At 46.4% G+C, this 16,278-nt stretch carries 13 protein-coding genes; 3 read left to right on the top strand and 10 right to left on the bottom strand.

What is annotated here, in order from left to right; all coding sequences use genetic code 11:
* Positions 1-96: 96 nt before the first annotated feature.
* Complete coding sequence (locus J2X75_RS28240) at positions 97-999, bottom strand: SDR family oxidoreductase (protein WP_310342641.1); 903 nt, start codon at positions 997-999, stop codon at positions 97-99.
* Positions 1,000-1,277: 278 nt separating this feature from the next.
* Entirely contained in the window at positions 1,278-2,657 is a 1,380-nt protein-coding gene (locus tag J2X75_RS28235; protein ID WP_307539830.1) for an amino acid permease, read from the bottom strand.
* 378 nt (positions 2,658-3,035) lie between these two features.
* Here J2X75_RS28235 and J2X75_RS28230 point away from each other — a divergent pair, with 378 nt between their 5' ends.
* Together J2X75_RS28230 and J2X75_RS28225 are read left to right on the top strand one after the other, a co-directional pair.
* A complete protein-coding gene (locus tag J2X75_RS28230) occupies positions 3,036-3,401 on the top strand; it encodes a DUF6713 family protein (protein ID WP_017690584.1) in 366 nt (121 codons plus the stop codon).
* 71 nt (positions 3,402-3,472) lie between these two features.
* Positions 3,473-4,465: a DUF4003 family protein gene (locus J2X75_RS28225; protein ID WP_310342635.1), complete on the top strand. Its 993-nt coding sequence runs from the start codon at positions 3,473-3,475 to the stop codon at positions 4,463-4,465.
* A gap of 112 nt (positions 4,466-4,577) precedes the next feature.
* On the opposite strand, the gene J2X75_RS28220 is transcribed toward J2X75_RS28225, so the two are convergent.
* From J2X75_RS28220 to J2X75_RS28210, 3 genes are all read right to left on the bottom strand, one after another.
* The gene (locus tag J2X75_RS28220; RefSeq protein ID WP_310342632.1) at positions 4,578-5,567 is read right to left on the bottom strand and encodes a phosphotransferase; all 990 of its coding nucleotides are present in this window, start codon (positions 5,565-5,567) and stop codon (positions 4,578-4,580) included.
* A gap of 166 nt (positions 5,568-5,733) precedes the next feature.
* A complete protein-coding gene (locus J2X75_RS28215) occupies positions 5,734-7,509 on the bottom strand; it encodes a SulP family inorganic anion transporter (protein WP_310342630.1) in 1,776 nt (591 codons plus the stop codon).
* Between the two features lie 166 nt (positions 7,510-7,675).
* Positions 7,676-8,005: an ArsR/SmtB family transcription factor gene (locus J2X75_RS28210; RefSeq protein WP_017690603.1), complete on the bottom strand. Its 330-nt coding sequence runs from the start codon at positions 8,003-8,005 to the stop codon at positions 7,676-7,678.
* Positions 8,006-8,199: 194 nt separating this feature from the next.
* On the opposite strand from J2X75_RS28210, the gene J2X75_RS28205 reads away from it, so the two are divergent.
* Entirely contained in the window at positions 8,200-9,144 is a 945-nt protein-coding gene (locus tag J2X75_RS28205; protein WP_310342626.1) for an alpha/beta hydrolase fold domain-containing protein, read from the top strand.
* A 110-nt stretch (positions 9,145-9,254) separates the two neighbouring features.
* Here J2X75_RS28205 and J2X75_RS28200 read toward each other — a convergent pair whose 3' ends face one another.
* From J2X75_RS28200 to J2X75_RS28180, 5 genes are all read right to left on the bottom strand, one after another.
* The gene (locus tag J2X75_RS28200; protein ID WP_310342623.1) at positions 9,255-10,832 is read right to left on the bottom strand and encodes a glycoside hydrolase family 43 protein; all 1,578 of its coding nucleotides are present in this window, start codon (positions 10,830-10,832) and stop codon (positions 9,255-9,257) included.
* A complete protein-coding gene (locus J2X75_RS28195; RefSeq protein ID WP_310342620.1) occupies positions 10,829-11,728 on the bottom strand; it encodes a carbohydrate ABC transporter permease in 900 nt (299 codons plus the stop codon). The genes J2X75_RS28200 and J2X75_RS28195 overlap by 4 nt, the downstream gene beginning before the upstream one ends.
* 15 nt (positions 11,729-11,743) lie before the next feature.
* Entirely contained in the window at positions 11,744-12,718 is a 975-nt protein-coding gene (locus J2X75_RS28190; RefSeq protein ID WP_127546794.1) for an ABC transporter permease, read from the bottom strand.
* Positions 12,719-12,853: 135 nt separating this feature from the next.
* Positions 12,854-14,527 carry an extracellular solute-binding protein gene (locus tag J2X75_RS28185; protein WP_310342617.1) on the bottom strand — a complete coding sequence of 558 codons (1,674 nt, stop codon included), beginning with the start codon at positions 14,525-14,527 and terminating at the stop codon, positions 12,854-12,856.
* A gap of 175 nt (positions 14,528-14,702) precedes the next feature.
* The gene (locus tag J2X75_RS28180; RefSeq protein ID WP_310342614.1) at positions 14,703-16,277 is read right to left on the bottom strand and encodes a response regulator; all 1,575 of its coding nucleotides are present in this window, start codon (positions 16,275-16,277) and stop codon (positions 14,703-14,705) included.
* Position 16,278 lies beyond the last annotated feature (1 nt).

Genomic DNA, 16,278 nt, shown 5'->3' with positions numbered 1-16,278 from the left:
AATATTTATTTCTCTCATCCTAACGAAAAAAAAGAGGATACCGCCCCCACTATGGAGATGGTATCCTCTGATACTATAATCGGATTATCTAACACCTTACGGACTAACCGTACCGCCATTCGCATTCAGTGTCTCGCCGCTCACATAGCTGGATTCCTGGCTTGCCAGGAACACAAATGCCGGAGCCATCTCGGCAGGTTGTCCTGCCCGACCAAGCGGTGTATTGGAGCCGAAATCAGCCAGCTTCTCGACTGGTTGTCCACCCACGACCTGAAGTGGTGTCCATACCGGGCCTGGTGCAACAACATTGACACGAATCCCTTTGCTACCCACCTGTTGCGCCAGCGCTTTGCTGAACGTGTTAATGGCTGCCTTCGTTGTCGCATAATCCAGCAGGATTGGCGAAGGTTTGTACGCCTGAATGGATGATGTGTTGATAATGGAGCTGCCCGGTTTCATGTGTTTCACAGCTGCTTTGCAGAGCCAGAACATGGAATAAACATTTGTTTTGAACGTCGCATCGAACTGCTCGGTGGTCAGATCCGCAATCTGCTCCACAAACTGCTGTTTACCTGCCACGTTAGCGAGGATATCAATCCCGCCAAGCTCTTTTACCGCAGATTCAATGAGTTCTTCACAGTATTTCTCATCCTTCAGGTCACCTGGCATCGTGATTGCTTTGCGACCGGCTTCCTCAATCAGCTTCACAACTTCTTGCGCATCTGCTTCCTCTTCCGGAAGATAAGCCAGAACAACATCTGCACCTTCACGGGCAAACGCAATCGCTGCCGCCCGGCCAATTCCGCTGTCAGCCCCGGTCACAACTGCTTTGCGTCCCGTTAAACGTCCGCTGCCTTTATAACTTTTCTCACCCGCATCGGGAACAGGGGTCATCTCACGCTGGAGCCCCGGCTCATCCTGTTGCTGTTTCCATTCCGGTGTAGCCTTCGGATATTGTGTCGTTGGGTCTTGCATGGTGTGCTGATCTTGATTAGCCATGTTCAATTCCTCCTTGGTTATTTATATTGATCAATACGATCACAGAAGTTGTTTTCTTAAATGTTGCACTCTTTCCTTTGTAACCGAGTTGGGCGTTATTTAAACTAAGCTAACCAGATTCCCTGACAACCGTCTAACATTGAATCTCCCCTAACCCCATACCATTTTAAGAAATAAAATGCACTCCCTGAATGACGCTGAATCACCCTCAGGTTCTCCAATCGTTTCAAGGAATGCATGTATGATATTACGATATAAGTTGATTTTTGAATATTAGACTAGCGATCTTCGCCGCCATCTATCCGTTGTCTTTTTCCGATGCCAAATGCGAAGTAACCAGCCACCACGATGGCCATGAACGTAGCTCCAACAACCAGAGGCAAGCGAGTATCCGGGTTAAACGCCATACCGATGATGACGAGGATCAGATACACGATGATAATGTAATTGCTGATCGGGAACCATTTGGACTTGAAGTTATGATCTGCCATCTCGTTGTCCCAACGCTTTCTGAATCGGAACTGGCTGAACGCCAGCGCGAACCATGGAACCATACCCGGAAGAACACTTGCACTGTAGATGTACAGGAACAATTTGGAGTCCGGCATCAGGTAGTTCAGCACAACCCCAATCAGCAGCAAGGAGATTGTGATGACGATACTGTTGCGGGGAACCCCGCCTTTAGACAGCTTTTTGAAAAAGGCAGGTGCCTGCCCATTCTCAGCCAGTGTGTATAACATCCGTCCCGCACTGTAGATCCCGCTGTTGCATCCCGACATGGCCGCCGTGAGCACCACAAAGTTGATGATCCCCGCTGCAGCAACAATGCCGACTTTGGCAAAAGTAAGTACAAACGGGCTGCCCGTTTCTCCTACTTCGTTCCAAGGGTACAAGGTTACGATAACGAATATGGCACCAACGTAGAAAATAAGAATACGCCACACAATGTTTTTGATCGCTTTACGCAAGGTGTATTTCGGATTCTCCGCTTCGCCTGCTGTAATGCCAACCATCTCCACCCCCTGATACGCAGCCGTTACGATACACAGTGCAAATAGGAAACCTTTGATGCCTCCAGGGAAGAATCCGCCATGGCTAAACAGATTCGACAGCCCGATTGGCTGTCCTCCGTTCCCCCAGCCGAAGAAGATCAGACCTGTTCCGATCACAATCATGGCTACAATAGCGGTCACCTTAATCATCGCAAACCAGAATTCAAATTCCCCATAGAACTTCACAGCCGCCAGATTCGCTGCCGCAATGATCAGCACCCCAGCAAGTGCCGGCAGCCACTGCGGAATATCCGGGAACCAATACCCGACATAGATGCCAATCGCCGTAACTTCCGCCATACCTACCGTAACCCACAGGAACCAATAACTCCAGGCTGTCAGAAATCCGGCAAGCGGACTAATATATTTGTGAGCAAATGTTGCAAACGAACCCGTGACCGGCTCCTGAATCAACATTTCCCCCATAATGCGCATGACAAAAAAGATAACGATACCAGCCAATAAATAAGCCAGCAGCACGGATGGACCTGCCCATTTGATCGTACTTGCCGATCCCATGAACAAACCAACGCCGATTGTACCTCCGAGTGCAATCAGCTCTACATGGCGGGGCTTTAGCCCTCTAGATAGTTGCTTTGATTCCAAACGATTCTCCCCTTTTCTTGTGTACAGCTTCCTGATGTAATCTTTAACCTCCACATTCACATTAACGCAATGCAGAATTACTTCACCAAATTGTACGAGATGTGCCGCAGAAATACAACAAGGAATGTGAGGAAACGGATTCACTACACATATAGGTATAGGATAACCGCTTAATGAATATGGCAGACAGTTCAATAAACAATTCACTGTAGCGTTGTGTAAGCAAAGTGACAGAGACTTTCTTATACATGACTCCACAGGGAGGCTACTGGAACCCCCAAAGGACAACTCACGTATTGTATATTTGGACCGCTATACCGCAAGTGACTTGTTCGCTATTGACCTGCTTTTATTAAATTGAATAATAGGAGACTTTACATGCCTGACTTTTTACTGGTCTTATTTTTGTTTAACCTGTCTCTCTTTCTGCTTCACGAAATGGATGCCATCAGGCGGTCCGAGTGGAAATTGTTTATGGTATTAAAAGATATGGAAGATGATAAAGCCTATAGGTATTTCACTTGGATTCACCTGCCTATGTATACCATCATCCTCTCTCTTCTTTTTAGCTCGTATCAGACCATTACATTTTGGGTGCTGGATATCTTTTTCATCATACATACCGTATTACACTTCTTTTTCGAAAAACATCCTCGAAATGAATTTAAAAACGGGTTCTCCAGATCATTGATCTACCCTATGGGAATAATCGCTTTAATTCATTTGATATTCCTAATCATCTAATCTGTTACACCGACGAAATGAAGGAAGCCGGAAGGGTATTGTAGAATAACAGTGATTATGGAGGTGTGCCTATGCAGCAGCATCATGCAGAACGAGTTGAATTATTTGTTTCCAACACCCAGATCATCAAGAAGTCGTTCAAATGGCAACATGCGATGATGCACCGTCTGGCTGCCCTGCTCTATGCAGCGGAGAATAAAACAGCAGATGGGGAAGCCATTCGTCAAAGCCATGAGTTGATTAAGCAAAACACAAAACTCTTCTCTTCATTCAGAGGTAATTCGGCCATTAGCATTGCTGCCATGCTCTCCCTTACAACGGATGAAGAGACGAAGCTGGCAGACACCCTGCATGTCTATGATTTGATGAAAGAGATCAAGTTCCGCAACTCCGATTATCTGGTTATTGCCGCCTATCAGATCGCAAATCAGACATCACCTGACCAGTTTCAGCCTACGGTGGAGCGGGCCAAATTATTTTATGACGGCATGAAAGCAGAGCATCGTTTCCTCACTGGACAGGATGACTACATTTTCGCTGCCATGTTAGCCCTTTCCGATCTCGAAGTAGATACCGGTGTGGCACGTATGGAACAACTTTATGGCGAATTAAAACCGGAGTTCTCTTCCAGAAACAGTGTGCAGGCGTTAACACAGGTCCTGGTTCTTGGAGAAGATGTCCCGGATGCAGGGGCTCGAGTGATTGCCTTAAATGAAGCTTTTCGCAAAAGGGATCTTCGAATGGATAAAACGTACACATTACCCTCTCTTGGGATACTTTCTCTACTGCCTTCGGACAGAGACTCATTAGTGGATGAAGTCGCGGAAACAAATGACTGGTTACGGACTCAAAAAGGCTTCGGTGCCTGGTCAATCGACAAACAGGAGTTGCTCCTGTTCTCGTCTGCTCTGGTAGCCATACAACATGTAGAGGATCTGCGCAACGGTGTTCTAACCACAACCATCTCAACCAGCATCACAAACATTATTATTGCCCAGCAGGCCGCCATGGCCGCAGCTGCCGCAGCATCGGCTGCTGCCGCTTCTTCATCATCATCCAACTAATAAGTGCCCCTGTTACCTTTAATATAAGATGAAAAAGACCCTCCCGAGTTCAAGTTGACTCGGAAGGGTCTTAAAACATTCAAACCTACACCTAAATAATATTCATCATTTGCTAGGATATAATCCCCGTATCCCGGAATTCTTCCACGAAACTATCCAGCCAATCCGAACCATAGTCCAGCGCACCCGTATCACTCTCGATAAAAGCAACATCCAGACCCATCACCCAGAATCGGCGAGCGATAATAAAGAGATCAACCGCCTGTTCGTCTTCGGCAGAGAAGCTTCTGACTGAACGATACCCTGCCATTAGCGCATCCCATAATGCTGCTTTTCGCTCATCAGACTGTCTTTTTCGAACTTTCACTTGAGCTAAATCATAGGCACGCCAGCCTTTGGCTGCCCACTCGAAGTCATAATGGATGAACTGATGTTCCTGTTGAAATACATTGTTATTCCCATGCATATCGCCATGGCACAGACCAAAGTCCAGGTCTTGTCTGGAAGTGGCAACGATGCGTTCTTTTAACGTTGTGGCAAACGTATGGAGAAATGCTGCTGCTTCATTGTTCTCACCGATATAGTGGATAATTCGCTCAAGGGGTTCGTCAATAAGTAACTTTAGATCCAGCTCATATCGTGGCAGCTCCATGTTCACCTGATCCATAGCTTCATGCAATTCAGCGGCAGATTGACCAAAGGCGTAACAAGACTCCTCATCCTCTAGGTTGTTCTCCGTACCCTCAATATACCGAAACATCACAGCAACCCGCTTGCCTTCCGCAGCCTCCAACACCGTATATCCCGTATGATCTTTCTTCTCGATGTATTCTCCAATGTCGGTATGTTCCGCAGAACCTAGAACGTTCTTCAGTTGAGACAATAACGAAAGCTCATACTGAACATCTGCCTCCGTAATTTCAGTGCGGTAGATCCGGAGAATATACATGCCACTGGACGTGCGAACCCGGTAGGTATCATTCAATCCTCTAAGCCAAAACAAACATTCTTCCCATGTTCCAATGTCATACTGATTGCTCAATGCAGACTCCAGATACCTGGGGTTAAGCACTGAACGTAAAGCAGTCGGTTGAATGGACATATGTATACTCCTCCAGTTTATATGATTATTTCTCATCTGATGAACGATGTAACCGTATTCACCTATCAACCTATAACATAGTCTATTTTTCATTAATTTTCCAGAATATATATTTCAAACGGGTGCATCATCTTTGGAATTCCAAGTTTCCTCTCTCTTGAGTGGATTATACAGAACTGCTTGCATTGACCCGCTTCCCAGATTTCAGCAGGTTATTACACTCTGGGTCGATGCCAGCACTCGACAATGCAGCACATTCACGAAAGGCAAAATGTTTGCATCCCCTACATCTCTCCTCGTTTAAATGCTGTAACGCATAATTAATGGCTTCCCCAGTATGTTCAAAACGATGGGCAGGATTTAAACGCTCTAACAGACCCGTTCGTTTCAACATCTCTAGCGGCTGCTCTTGTATGCCCGATAACAATACAATTCCGCCCGACCGTTCAAAATGCTTGATTAAACTCGCCAGGTTAGCCTCGCCTGTTGTATCCATAAAAGGTACCTTACCCATGCGCAACAGCAAAATGCCCGGTCGCCGATGAATTGAATCCATGACCGACTTCTCGAACATATCCGCTGCGCCGAAAAACAGTGGCCCTTCAATTGTATACAGGCTTATTTGCGGACAGTCATGTCCTTCCCGAACCATGTGGGCCATGACTTTCTCATGTTTATGATCGGGATCGGGCAGTACTTTGGCAACCTTCAACATCTCACTCATGCGTTTAACAAATAAAAGGACTGCCAGAATTAACCCAACCTCTACAGCCGTTGTTAAACTTGTAAATACGGTCAGCAAAAAGGTAATCAGCAGAACGAGTGAATCACTCGTTTTGGTTTTCATGACATGTACGAAGGATCTTCGTTCACTCATATTCCAGGCAACCAGCATGAGAACGGGAGCCATACTGGCAAGAGGAATGTGGGATGCATATGGCGCAAAGAGAACAAGTACCAGCAAAACCACCACACCGTGAATCACGCCAGACCATGGCGATACTGCGCCGGATTTGATATTTGTTGCTGTGCGTGCAATCGCTCCTGTTGCAGGAATACCACCAAACAACGGCGTCACCATATTAGCAATCCCCTGCCCAATCAACTCTCGATTGCTGTTATGCCGACTTCCGGTCATGCCATCGGCAACAACTGCGGATAGCAGCGATTCAATTCCACCCAGCATGGCGATGACAAAAGCGGGTTGCAGCAAGTTCACAATACGCTCCCAAGTGATCTCAGGCATATGAAACTGAGGCAAGGAGTTAGGTATGGCGCCAAAGGACGAACCAATTGTAGCCACCTGCCCTTCAAAAAAGAACGCCGCGACTACCGTCGAAAGAACCAGCCCCACCAGTGATGCAGGCACCTTTGGTGCAAACTTGGGCACAAGCAGAAGAACAGCCAGACAGATTCCAGCTGTAAGCACACTGTATATATTAATCGTCGAGATATGCATCCCGATTTCTTTCATATTGGACCAGAAATCCTCGTGTTTCTCGATGCCTCGAAGTCCCAGAAAGTTCGTAATTTGTCCGCTAAAAATAATGACGGCGATCCCTGCCGTAAAACCGATAGTCACCGGCCTTGGAATAAACTTAATTAATGCCCCAAGCTTGAATACGCCCATAAGTACAAGCATCAAACCGGCCATCATTCCGGCGATCAGCAGATTCTCATATCCATACTGCATCACAATGGCAAATAGGATCGGAATGAATGCCCCCGTTGGCCCGCCAATCTGTAACTTGGACCCACCCAGCAAGGAAATGAGAATCCCTGCGATTACTGTGGTATACAATCCATACTCCGGTTTGACCCCGGAAGCGATGGCAAAAGCCATACCGAGTGGAATCGCAATGATACCTACAATCAGTCCCGATAACAGATCCTTGCGAAAAGCGACAGCATTGTACCCTGCATATCTCCCCATCCATTTCATGCACAAAAACCTTCTTTTCTTCATATATTTGAATATTTGAATATATTTAAAAGACTACTCCCCTGCATACGTCCTGTCAATCGGATTAAGCACAATCCCAGCAGGAACCTAACACAAAAAAACAAGAACCTCCGGTGATTACACCCAGTTGCTCTTGTTTATTGTGTCAGGACTCTTTACGAATATCTTCCAGCATGGAAATGGCATCAACCAGATGATTGTCAAAAATCTGTTTGGTGACTGCCAACAGGTCCTTAATCAGCGGATCACGCAGCGAATAAGTGACGGTTGTCCCTTCTTTTATTCCGTGGACAACGTTTTTGCTACGCAGTACAGCCAGTTGCTGTGAAACGGCAGAGCCTTCCGATCCCAGAATGCTTTGCAGTTCATTCACGTTTTTGGCTCCTTCACTCAGCAACTCCAGAATCTGAATCCGCATCGGGTGTGCCAACGCTTTGAAAAAATCCGCTTTAAATTGTTGTATGCTCTGATTCATACGCTATGCCCCTTCAATCGAACTTTTGAAGATGCAAATATCATAACATAGAACGGGTACCATGCTTTACTCTAACCGTAATCGGTTTGATGGAAAAATTAAGATTGACCTTGAAGTACACTTTAACCTTTATACTTAACTTATAGTCTCCACAGATCGTATATCTGACCTCCATCAGGAAGGGTGATTCCTCAATGAACATGTATATCCATAATCACAAACGCTCGTTGACGAGCTTTCTATTCGAGAAATATATCGGAACGTTAGATACCAAGAATTCTTTTTCAACACGCGAGCTTACCCGCAAACACCTGGATCATATGGGCTTGGAAAACATTAAACCGTATACGTTGGGCAAAACAAAACTGTCATCTTCCATTAAAGAGCGCTCTCATGAAGACATGCAGGTGTTCACCTTAAACGATCAGCATTCCCGTGAACAGAGGGTCATTCTCTACATTCATGGCGGGGCGCATACACACCAGCCGCTGTCTTTACACTGGAAATTCATGGACCGCATGGCTCAGGCTCTGAATGCCAAAGTTGTTGCTCCCATCTATCCAAAGGTTCCGCATTTTAACTATCAGCACACGTATCCGAAACTGCTCAATCTATACCGGGATCTGCTCGCCTCTGTGGACGACCCGGCACAATTCACCATTATGGGGGATTCCGCAGGCGGGAACATATCCCTAGCCTTGGCCCATTATCTGAAGATGCATGATCTCCCGCAGCCCAAAGATATCATCTTGTTATCACCTTGTGTGGATATGGTGCTGGACAATCCGGTCATATTTGATTACGAGACCCGCGACCCTATGCTCGCTGTGGAAGGGTATGATGTCATCCGGCGGATCTGGGCAGCTGACAAACCGTTGAACGATCCGTTAATCAGTCCAATCTACGGAGATTTCGCCGGTTTGGGCAAAATCAGTATCTTTATCGGGACTCACGAGGGCTTGTTTCCTGATAATATGAAGCTCGACAAGCTGCTGACGGATCAAAGAATCGATCATCAAACATACGTTTACCCCAAAATGAACCATGTCTTTGTCCTCTATCCGATTCCGGAAGCCAGGGATGCTCAGCGTAAAATAGTTAACATCATAAAAAGCTCAGCACATGAAGCTGGACAATAGACTGTAACGCCTCCCCATAGCCCTTTGGCAAAAAGAACGGAAAAAAAGCTCAATCCCTGGACTACCGCCACCGGATTGAGCTTTCTTTCTGTTATTCTGTCATCTAAATATTATTTATATGAACCATATTCAAACCAGTCAAAATCCGCTACCTGATCCGATGAAGTCCCGTTGCTACTGCTAAACATTCCGATACAACAGCCAACAAAGCCGCCGGCTACTTCGGTGCTCAAGCTGCTTGTATCCACCTGTTCCGCCACCAGATGATACTGACTTCCATCTGTGCTGTAATAGAAGTTTAGTTGCTGACCTGTTGCGGCCAGTTTGATATATACCTGCGATACATCACCCTCCAGTGCGATTTGCGCAATGTGGGTATCCTGACCATCTATACAGGTCAGCACACGTAGCACCTGCTGTTTCTCCGCCAGAGCACGCTCAATCCGTACGTGATACAGATCGTTCTGAATGACGACAAGACCAGCCGTTTCGTTTTCATTTCCAGGCACAAATTCCATCGCTGTAGCTGCGACATAATCCATATGCCTTTGACGCAGACAAACAAAGCTGGAATTTTCTTTTTCCTTTAATGTTTGCGGTTTTAGCTTCAGCCGCAAGTATCCTTTTCGTTCGGTTAATGAATACAGGTCTTCCTGGGGATTACGCAGAAACATCCATTGCAAGCCCAGACGATCACTGTCAAAATGGTCAAAACGCAGTTGCGGTTCTACCGGAACAGGCTTCAAATCCAACGTGCCCTGCTCCTCCAGGATTCCGCGGCCCTCATTGACAACAGGCCATCCGTCCTCCCAAACAACAGAAGCAAGGAACGTCTCCCGTCCCAGGTTGCTATAGCTCCCTCCATATGGACGCGAAGCAAGCATGACCATGAACCATTGACCGTTTGCAGCCTGCACCAAGTCGGCATGTCCTACATTAACAACAGGGTAACGTTTACCCAAATGGCGATGTGTAATGATTGGATTATTCGGATTCCCGACGTATCCTTCGGTCAAACTTTTACTACGAGCAATGGTCACCGCATGGTTTGGCCCTGTGCCTCCCTCTGCAATCAATAAATAGTAATATTCATCGATCTTATACAGATGCGGGCCTTCCGGCCAGATGACATCTACCATCGCCCCGCGCCACAGAACGTAACTGTCTCCCACCAGCTTCATACTGCCCAAATCAAGCTCTCTCAACCAAACTTCCCAATTGCCATTATAACGAACTCCCTCAGAGCAAGGACGTGTACCAAGGTAATAGGCTTTGCCGTCATCGAAGAAAATCGTAGGGTCTATACCTTCTGCGCCTTCAATAAAATAAGGATCAGACCATGGCCCAGCCGGGTCGGTAGCGGTTACAACAAAATTGCCGCCATGTGATACATTGGTTGTAATCATATAGAAGGTGCCTTCATGATACCGAAGCGTTGGAGCGAATATCCCCTGTGAATGGCCTGCTCCCTGAAGATTCAACTGTGAAGGGCGGTCCAGCACATTGCCAATCTGTTTCCAATTTACAAGATCACGGCTCTGAAAGATCGGAACGCCAGGAAAATAGGCAAATGTTGATGTCACCAGATAAAAATCTTCACCCACCCGGCATACGGATGGATCTGGATAAAATCCGGGCATAATCGGATTGTTAAACGTGCATTGTTCGCTTTGATTTGCATTCTTCATTCTTTTACCCCTCCAATGGTTAGTCCAGTCACAAAGTATTTTTGCAAGAACGGATACAGTAAAACGATTGGCATTGCCGTTACAACCGTGATTGCTGCCCGAATGGATACAGGCGTCACCATGTTGGTTACATTTTTGAATGAATCCACATTGACGGTTCCCCCCTGTGAGGTCGCAGAGGATAACAATTTCATCAGCTCATACTGCAAGGTGGTCAAATTCCGATTTCCCGCCGTGTACAACATGGAGTCAAACCAGGAGTTCCACTGACCTACAGCAATGAACAGAGCGACTGTAGCCAACACCGGCTTGGACAGCGGAAGCACGATACGCATGAAAATCCGAAAATCTCCGGCTCCATCCATCTTCGCGGATTCTATCAATCCCTCGGACAGTCCCTGAATGTAGGTACGAATGACGATCATGTTGAACACCCCGATCAACCCGGGAATAATGTATACCCAGAAGCTGTTCAGCAGCCCCACTTGTTTGATCAGCATGTATCCCGGAATTAAGCCGCCGCTGAAATACATCGTCATGACAAACAGCGTTGTGACCAATTTGTTGAACATATACTCCTTGCGGCTCAGCACATAGGCCAGCATGGCTGTACAGAACAGCTGTACAACCGTTCCCACCACAGTTCTGGCGACCGAAACAAATGCGGCTTGTGTCAGATTCGGGTTTTGGAATACGGAGACGTAATTTTGCAGCGTCCATTCCCTCGGCCAGAGATAGATCCCCCCGCGGATCGTATCCAGCCCGTTATTGAAAGATACGGCAATGGTGTTTAAAAAAGGATATAACGTAACAACCATGACAAGCAACATAAATATGCCATTGGTGATGGGAAAAATAGAGTCACCCAAGCTTCGTTTTCTGCTAAATCGTTTCACAGCTCTGCCCCCTTATCATATCAATCGCTCTTCACCAAGAGACTTGGCAATCCCGTTGGCGATAAATATGAGCACCAGACTGACCACACTTTTGAAAATGCCTGCTGCGGTGGCAAGTGAGTAGTTGCCGAGATTAATCCCGTATTTCAAAACAAAAATGTCGATCGTCTCGGATACATCCTGCACAAGTCCGTTCCCCAGCAAGTATTGAATCTCAAAACCCGCGTTCAGTACGTTACCAACGTTAATGATAAGCAGGATAATGATCGTTGGTTTGATGCTTGGAAGCGTGACATTAAACATTTTGCGAAAGCGGCCGGCTCCGTCGATGGAAGCTGCCTCGTACAAGCTCGGATTAATCGACGCCATGGCCGCCAGATAAATAATCGTGCCCCAGCCAATTTCCTTCCACATGCTGGACAGACCTACAATCCCCCAGAAGTATTTGGGTTCGGCAAAAAAATTGATTGGTGCATCAATCAGGCCCAATTTCGTCAACAGCACATTCACTATTCCTGTTTCCGTTGATAATACATTCGCAACAATACCTGTTACGATGATCCACGACAGGAAATGTGGAAGATAGGAAACCGTCTGTACCACGCGTTTGAACAATACCATTCGCAGTTCATTCAATAAGAGCGCCAGACCAATCGAGCCGACAAATCCCAGAAACAGACTGATCAGGCTCATCGCCAGCGTATTGCGAATGACACGTAAAAATGTAGGGTCCGTGAATAACGTTCGAAAATGATCCACCCCCACCCAATCCTGCTCCATAAAACCAATGCCGGGTCTATAATTCTGAAACGCCATCAACCAGCCCCATAATGGTCCATACGCAAAAATAGCGATAAACGCAATAAACGGAAATGACATCCACATTAATTGTCGCTGACTTTTCATTCTGGACAGGTTGTACCCGATCCAGCTTGTTCCCGCTGGGATATGGCTGGTTTTTAACGAAGGCTGCAGCTCCTTTTTGACCATGTTTTTCTCTCCTTGCTTACGAGTTTATCTATATCACCCAGTCTGGGTGAATCGATTCCATTCCTATCCAATCTCCCAATCTAGCGTGTAAGAAAGGCTACGGGGTTCCCCATAGCCTTTCTGTGTGAGAGGCCTTTATCCCCACAGTTCCATACGTCTGCGAACTTCTTCCGTCAGCGCATCTTCATACGCTTTAATATCTGCGCTTTCCTTGAGCGTGGCTTGATATTCTTCCCAAGCCTTATCAAATTCGGCTGGTGAAGTCATAATCACTTTTGGCAGCCATTTGCGTTTTACATCGTCCATTTTCTGTCTGGCGATGGTCTCCGGTTTATTTGGTTCGAAATTATAGGTATAGATCGGGAACCACGGTTCATTTTCCTCCGCAGGCTCAAGGAAGTCGGTAAACTTCGTATATCCATAAGCCTTCAGCACTTTTTTGTCGATGTCATTCAATGTGGCAAGGTACTCTTCCGGCTGCTCCTTAGGGTCAAGGGCATTCTTCCCGTCAGCGGTCATGCCTTCATGATGCGGGAAATAGACCAACGGGCTTCCCGTGTTTGCCAGCACCCAGTCCGGATCTTTGGAATTCGCACGTTGCTCTTCATTCCTGGAGAACACGCCTTTGTCATCGACTTGGTAATCCACGCCTTCCTGCCCCCAGGTTCTCAATACCTCCATCTCAGGGTCCAGCAAATCATTAATATATTGAAGTGCTCCCTCGATATCCTCGCAGCTCTTTGTAATGGCCAGGCCACCATTCACGTTAAGGATTGGATTGTTCTGATAACGCCCTTTAACATCCTCGGAAAGTGTAATGGACAACGGTACATAGGTTTTGTCATACAATTTTTGCTTCACGAGTGATGCCTCGGCGTCAAGGAACTGCCATCCTTGATCCACCATGCCCAGCACACGTCCGGTTGAAATTTTGGAGATATATTGGTCATAGTTTGCTGTAAAGGTTTCGTTATCGACGAGGCCTTGATGATATACCTCATTAATTTTCTTGAAATATACCTTCGCTTCCGGAATGGTATTATAGTTTTTGGCCGTCAGCGTTTCTTTATCAACGATGGCTGCGCCTTCGTTAGGATAACCAGCCATGAAGAGCGGAGGGTTCTCCAGTGCGAAATAACGCCAGTCATAGGAGATAATTTCAAATCCAATTGTTGGCTGACCATCAACGGTCGGGTGAGCTGCTTTATATCGTTCAATCAAGTCGAAGTATTGGTCAAGCGTTTTGATTGTCGGATAATTATCCCACTCCAATACGGCCTTCTGAATCCAGAATGCTTCTCCGTCATGGGATACTTTCATCGACTTTTCTTGTATATTGCCGAATTGAGGAATGAAGTAGATATGTCCATCCGTCGTATTTTTCATCTTCTTCCAGTCTTCGCCCAGGTAATTTTTGATGTTTGGATATTTATCGATGTAATCCTCAAGTGGTACTAACGCTCCTGCTGCTACCAGTTGCTGAGTACCATCACTCCCATCGATAAAATCGGGATATTCGCCGCCTGCAATGAGTACACCAATCCGCTCTTTGGCTGTTTGGCCTGTAAGCCAGTCCATCGTAACTCTGACGCCTGTTTTCTCCTCAATAGCCTTTAACACCCGATTATCGTCAGGCGCAATTTTTCCCGGTACGGCAAAAAATGCGGAAAATTGTTTCAATTCCCTTCCATCTGCTGTCTTTTCCCCTTTCGAGGAAGATCCCGGTGTACATCCAGTGAGTGCGATGACCAGTATTAAAGCGAGCAGAGCACTATACTTGATTCTTTTTCTAACATCCTTTTTCATCATGACCCCTCCATCGATTATATTGACAGAAGCTTTTTGGAAAGCGCTTTCCAAAGGCTGACTTAAAATTATCATGCTTCCATGCCCCTCTCAACGGGATAAACTATAGATGGAATCCCACTAATTCCAGCATCTGCGAAAAAAAATATCCCGCCGCTCCGTCAAGGAGTGCAGGATGTTAATCAAGAGAGTACGCAGCATGGGCACTTTTACGATATTGTGCAGGAGTCTCCCCCATGAGTTTCTCGAACCGGCTAATAAAGTAATCGGAATCCCGATATCCCACCATGGTTGCGATTTCGTATACTCTTTGATCTGTTCTGCGCAACAGCCGGGCGGCTTCCTCAATACGCAATTGATTCAAATAATCACTGAAGCTGATCGAGTAATGCTTTTTGAAAATCTGACCCAGATATGCACTATTCATGTAAAACTGCTCCCCGAGCAACTTCAGGCTGATATTTTCTCTGTAATGCTCGTGAATGAAGGCCTCAATTTTGGCTAATACGCCCATCGCATTTGACTTTTGCTGCTCCTTCAGTTTCTCTGCGCACATGAGCGAGAATTCGCATAAATGTTCAATGTTTTCCTCCATGGATAACATCGCGTAGTTCACCTTCAGAAAAGTCGATTCCATCAGCCCGGAATCTGGAGTAACCGTATCGTTATTCACGAGATCCAGCAAAGTGTATGCCAGATAATGCAAGTGAATGCGAACAATGCCCGGCTCGATTCGCTCATCCAGAAAAAATTGAAAAATGGCCTTTGCATGACTGTATAACTCATCCGTCTGCTGTTCCTCAATACACTTGACTAGCCCATCAAACAATTGTTTTTCGAACTGTCCCGGCCGATTAACAAATAAGGTCGTATCCATAAGTTCGAAGTAATAAATGGGCCTGCAAGTGGTGAAGAAACGTAAGCTTTTCATTATGCCGCAGGATTGATAAGACTCGTGCAGCGCCTCCAACTCATGTACTTCCTTCCCGACATAACAAGCAATAGCCGCCTCTTGACCATGGCTCAGATCGGCATGTAATCGGGTCAAATATTGCTCCAAGGTCACTGCCTCACGGTTCACCATCAGGTCCGTAACCATGAGCAGAACCGCATTTTTATCACCTGTGAACGGCTTCAAAATTTGTCCCGGCAAGGGCTTGCCCACCCATGCCTCAACACGAGCGCACCAATCCGTTCCCTGATCTGGACCGGCTTCCGCCTCAATCAGGATGCAACGCAGTATGCCGGCATCTTGATAGTGGGGCTGCAGACTCGTAACAGCTTCCTCCTCGGCCACCCCAAGCAAGATCGACTGCATATGCTGGGCCATAATAATCCGATCTTTTTTTTGCTGATATCGCTTCTCTTCCATTCGCGCATTGAATGCATCCCTGAACTCCTCAAGCACCTGAACCAGTTCGGTCTTCACAATAGGCTTGAGAATGTAGTCATCCACCTGGTATTTAATCGCCTGCTTGGCATATCCGAACTCATAGAATCCACTTAGAAGAATCAGCTTGATGTCACCGCTATATTGCTCGTACAAGGTTTTGGCAAGCTGTAATCCGTCCATTTCCGGCATCTTAATGTCGGAAATCACCAGATCGGGCTGTATAGCGCGTATACACTCCAATGCCTGCATGCCATTAGAAGCCTGACCGCAAATCTGAAATCCGTAAGACTCCCAATCAATTAACAATAGGAGACCTTGGCGAATAAATGGCTCATCGTCCACAATCAGCACGTTGATCATA

Origin of the sequence: Paenibacillus sp. 2003 (assembly GCF_031455635.1) — a bacterium.
In the GTDB taxonomy this organism is placed as follows: Bacteria; Bacillota; Bacilli; order Paenibacillales; family Paenibacillaceae; genus Paenibacillus; species Paenibacillus amylolyticus_B.
Note: the sequence above shows the minus strand (reverse complement) of the source record. Positions and strands in the feature narration are given on the sequence as shown.